Below are 3,777 nucleotides of genomic sequence, written 5' to 3'. Positions count from 1 at the left end.
GCGTCCGTCCGGCATTTGCGGGCGCTGGAGGCGTTGGCACCGTCGTTCGCCCCGCTGCGCATCCGCCACGTGAAACGCACTCAGAACCTCGCCGGGATCGCGCTGGCCCGGCTTCACCCTCGATAATCCGAGGCCAACTGGCCAATTCGAGCGACCCACGGCGACCGACGCAACTCCCGCACGTTGGGATTTAGGTGGCGGAGACGGAGGGATTCGAACCCTCGGTACGGGTTAACCCCGTACGGCGGTTTAGCAAACCGCTGGTTTCAGCCACTCACCCACGTCTCCGGGACCATGCGGCGACCGGCCTATACGGGCGGGCGAGCGATGGTTCAACTGCCCATAGGAACGCAATCCCGGGCAAGCGGACCGACAAGCCCCGTCTGGGACACGGATAGAATTGGGTCGGGACAGGAGAGACACCAGAACGCCCCTTAAAACAATGTCGGGAAGACGACAGATAGACTTAGGTAAGTCGCTGAAAAATAATCATTGATCGGAGTCGGAACGTTAGCGTAATCGTCGGCGTGGGATGAAGACGGCGGCAATCGCCAATCTCGCTTCCCCGTGGGACATTTCCTTGACCAGTTCTTTGGCTCCGCCGACTGGCGCGACATGCTCGCCCCTGGACCTCGCGTTCGGGCAGAACCGCCTGCTCGCGACCTTCGATCGGGAATTGCGCGCGGCGCTCGAACCGGCGGCATCGCTGGTCGAGCTGGAGGCCGGGGATAAGGTCCTGACCGCAGGCCAGGCCGTCGAGCGAACGCTGTTCCCGTTCGGACCACTGATGATCTCCCTGATTGTCGATCTGGCCGGGGGGCGGTCGGTCGAAGTGGCCTCGATCGGCAAGGAGGGCGCGGTCGGCGGGATCGTGAGCTGCGGCCATGCCCCGGCCCATGCCCGCGCCGAAGTGCAGATCGCCGGGCCGGCACTGTCGATCTCGCTCGATGCCCTCGAGCAGGCAAAACATGATTCGCCGTTCCTGCAGAACCTGTTCTGCCGCTACTCGGATTATTTGCTGAGCCAGGTGATGCAGTCGGTCGCGTGCAACGCGTTTCACTCGATCGAGGCCCGCGCGGCGCGCTGGCTGCTGACGGCGCAGGACCGGGTCGGCGACGAACGATTGGCGCTGACGCAGGAGGCATTGGCTAGCCTGCTGGGGGTGCAGCGGACGACCGTCAACGCGGTGGCGCGGCAGTTCCAGGAGCAGGGCTTCATCGCCTATCGCCGCGGCGCGATCCAGGTCCGCGACCGCGCCGGGCTCGAGCGCCAGGCATGCGAATGCTATGCTGCGGTCGAGGGCCATTTCGCTGCGGTCATCGGTGAAACCGGCCAGGGTAGGGCCGCCGAGGGTGGGTGCGGCTAGTCTAGTTACTTGCGGCCGGCGCGCGGTCGAGAGCGCACGCCCCGTCGAGCCCAGAAACGCTGACTGCCTGCCAATCGTCAATCGCCATCGTCCCCGCCACGCGCGCGGTCTTATTCATCTTGAGGTCGTAACCGCCCTTCATCGCCGACAGCATGGGCGGCGCGGGGCCCCATTCCTTCACGATGGCAAACGGCTTGTGCATCCGCTTGCCGGAGGCCATGCCGCTGCTGGAATCGCGGGGGGCGTAGAGCCAGCTGCCGCTGATCGCGCCGCCGCTGCAGGCGAGTTTCAGCACGCCGTCCCCGTCGACGTCGCCGGTGGCGACACGGACGTAGCGGGTTGCGCCGCTGCCCGACGCGCCGGTGACGGTGAAGTCGGTGGCACCGATAGCGACCGGCACGGCGGCAAGCAGCACGGCGGCCGCGATGCGAAGATTATTCATAGCCTCCCCCTTATTCGAAGCGGCGACTGTGCGCTTCGTCGGCGCATACGGCAAGCCGCGCTAGCGGAGCTGCCAGGCGTGCGTTTCGCCGGCGTGGAACGGGACCAGGTTGCCGATCCGTTCGGGTACGGCGCATTCGGTCCGCTCGATCGTCACGGTGCCCGCGTTGAGCGGCAGGCCGTAGAAGCGCGGGCCATACTCTGACGCGAAGGCTTCGAGGCGGTCGAGCGCGTCCTCGGCTTCGAACGCCGCCGCATAGCTTTCCAGTGCGAACGGGGCGTTGAAGATGCCGGCGCAGCCGCAAGACGCTTCCTTCGCCTCGACCGCGTGCGGCGCGCTGTCGGTGCCGAGGAAGAACTTCGGCGAGCCGCTCATCGCCGCCGCGCGCACGGCAAGTCGATGCTTCTCGCGCTTGACCACCGGCAGGCAGTAGGCGTGGGGCCGCAGGCCACCGGCGAACAGCGCGTTGCGGTTGAGGTAGAGGTGCTGCGGCGTGATCGTCGCGGCCACGGTGGCGGGGGCGTCGGCGACGAACTGCGCCGCCTCGGCGGTGGTGATATGCTCCAGCACGATTTTCAGCGCGGGAAAGTCGCGCACCAGACCGCCAAGGATGCGGTCGATGAACACCGCCTCGCGGTCGAAGATGTCGACGTCGGGGTCGGTCACTTCGCCATGGACCAGCAGCGGCATGCCGATCGCCTGCATCCGCTCCAGCGCCGGTCGAAGCCGGGCGATGTCGGTGACGCCATGGGCGCTGTTGGTGGTGGCGTTGGCGGGATAGAGTTTCGCCGCGACCCACACGCCCTCGCCATGTCCCCGCGCCAGCTCGTCGGGGCTGGCGTCGTCGGTCAGATAGCAGGTCATCAGCGGGGTGAAACCGGGGCCGGTCGCGGCGATGATGCGTGTCCGATAGGCCGCTGCCGCCGCGACGCTCGTCACCGGGGGCGACAGGTTGGGCATGACGATGGCGCGGGCGAACTGGCGCGCGGTGTAGGGCGCGACGGTTTCCAGCATCGCGCCATCGCGCAGATGGACATGCCAGTCGTCAGGGCGGCGGATGGTGAGCGATTGCATTGTCACGCGCGCTCCCTAACTGAAGGATATGCCCGCATCCACCCTCGCCGACCGCGCGGTCGTTCGTCTGTCCGGCGAGGATGTGCGCGGATTCCTCGACGGGCTGGTGAGCAACAGCATCACCGGGGCGTTGCCGGTCTATGCGGCGCTGTTGACGCCGCAGGGCAAGGTGATCGCTGATTTCATCGTCTGGGCGGATGCGGACGACCTGCTGCTCGATGTCGCGGCGGACGATGCCGAGACACTGATCCGCCGCCTGTCGATGTACCGCCTTCGCCGGGCCTTCACGATCGCGCGCGACGAGGCACTGGCGGTGCATTGGTCGGCGGGGAGCGGTGAGGGCGTGCCCGATCCGCGCCTGGCGGCGCTCGGCCACCGCTGGCTCGCGCCTGCTGACGATCCGACATCGGGCTGGCTCGGGCATCGGCTGCGTCTCGGCGTGGCGGAGGGGCCGGAACTGGCCGACCTGCTGTGGCTGGAGTGCAATGCCGCTGAACTGCACGGGGTCAGCTTCGCCAAGGGCTGCTTCGTCGGCCAGGAGAATACCGCGCGGATGAACTGGCGGAGCAAGATCAACCGGCGGCTGGTGGTCGTCCCGGCGAGCGAGATGCCCGACCGCGCGCGGGCCTTTTATCCCGAGCTCGGCCTGGCCGTCGTCCATGCCCGGATCGACGCCATCCCGGCCGCTGCAATCATGCCCCACTGGCTCGCCGCCGCGCTAGCCTAGTTCGGCGAAGGCGCGCACCGCGAACGTGCCCATGCCGACGATCTTCGGCGGGGCGGCGGTGAATCGGAAACCAGACGGCGGCAGCATGGCGAGCCGGGTCAGATGTCGGATCGTCAGCAGGCGCGAGCCAGCGGTGGCCGAGCGCCGCCAGGCGCGGATCGGGTTCGC

The 3,777-nt window shown here is 67.7% G+C and carries 4 protein-coding genes and 1 tRNA gene; 2 read left to right on the top strand and 3 right to left on the bottom strand.

Annotated features, from left to right (window positions below; all coding sequences use genetic code 11):
* Positions 1-195: 195 nt before the first annotated feature.
* Positions 196-288, bottom strand: a tRNA-Ser gene (locus RMN84_RS01700).
* A gap of 292 nt (positions 289-580) precedes the next feature.
* Between RMN84_RS01700 and RMN84_RS01695 the strand changes: the two genes are divergently transcribed.
* Entirely contained in the window at positions 581-1,366 is a 786-nt protein-coding gene (locus RMN84_RS01695) for a Crp/Fnr family transcriptional regulator (RefSeq protein WP_309610478.1), read from the top strand.
* Between the two features lies 1 nt (position 1,367).
* Here the strand turns inward: RMN84_RS01695 and RMN84_RS01690 are convergent, their stop codons facing one another.
* Both RMN84_RS01690 and pyrC read right to left on the bottom strand, forming a co-directional pair.
* Positions 1,368-1,808: a hypothetical protein gene (locus RMN84_RS01690; RefSeq protein WP_309610477.1), complete on the bottom strand. Its 441-nt coding sequence runs from the start codon at positions 1,806-1,808 to the stop codon at positions 1,368-1,370.
* Between the two features lie 60 nt (positions 1,809-1,868).
* Positions 1,869-2,882 carry a dihydroorotase gene (pyrC, locus tag RMN84_RS01685; protein WP_309610479.1) on the bottom strand — a complete coding sequence of 338 codons (1,014 nt, stop codon included), beginning with the start codon at positions 2,880-2,882 and terminating at the stop codon, positions 1,869-1,871.
* Between the two features lie 28 nt (positions 2,883-2,910).
* Between pyrC and RMN84_RS01680 the strand changes: the two genes are divergently transcribed.
* Positions 2,911-3,609, top strand: coding sequence for a folate-binding protein (locus RMN84_RS01680; protein ID WP_309610476.1), 699 nt, complete (start codon positions 2,911-2,913; stop codon positions 3,607-3,609).
* Positions 3,610-3,777 lie beyond the last annotated feature (168 nt).

The organism is Sphingomonas sp., assembly GCF_031380695.1.
In the GTDB taxonomy this organism is placed as follows: Bacteria; Pseudomonadota; Alphaproteobacteria; order Sphingomonadales; family Sphingomonadaceae; genus Sphingomicrobium.
This window is presented reverse-complemented; position numbering and strand designations above follow the sequence as displayed.

Bases quoted from the DNA above. Each gene is read 5' to 3' on its own strand.
- pyrC (WP_309610479.1), bottom strand. From the start codon at position 2,882: ATGCAATCGCTCACCATCCGCCGCCCTGACGACTGGCATGTCCATCTG.
- RMN84_RS01690 (WP_309610477.1), bottom strand. From the start codon at position 1,808: ATGAATAATCTTCGCATCGCGGCCGCCGTGCTGCTTGCCGCCGTGCCG.
- RMN84_RS01680 (WP_309610476.1), top strand. From the start codon at position 2,911: ATGCCCGCATCCACCCTCGCCGACCGCGCGGTCGTTCGTCTGTCCGGC.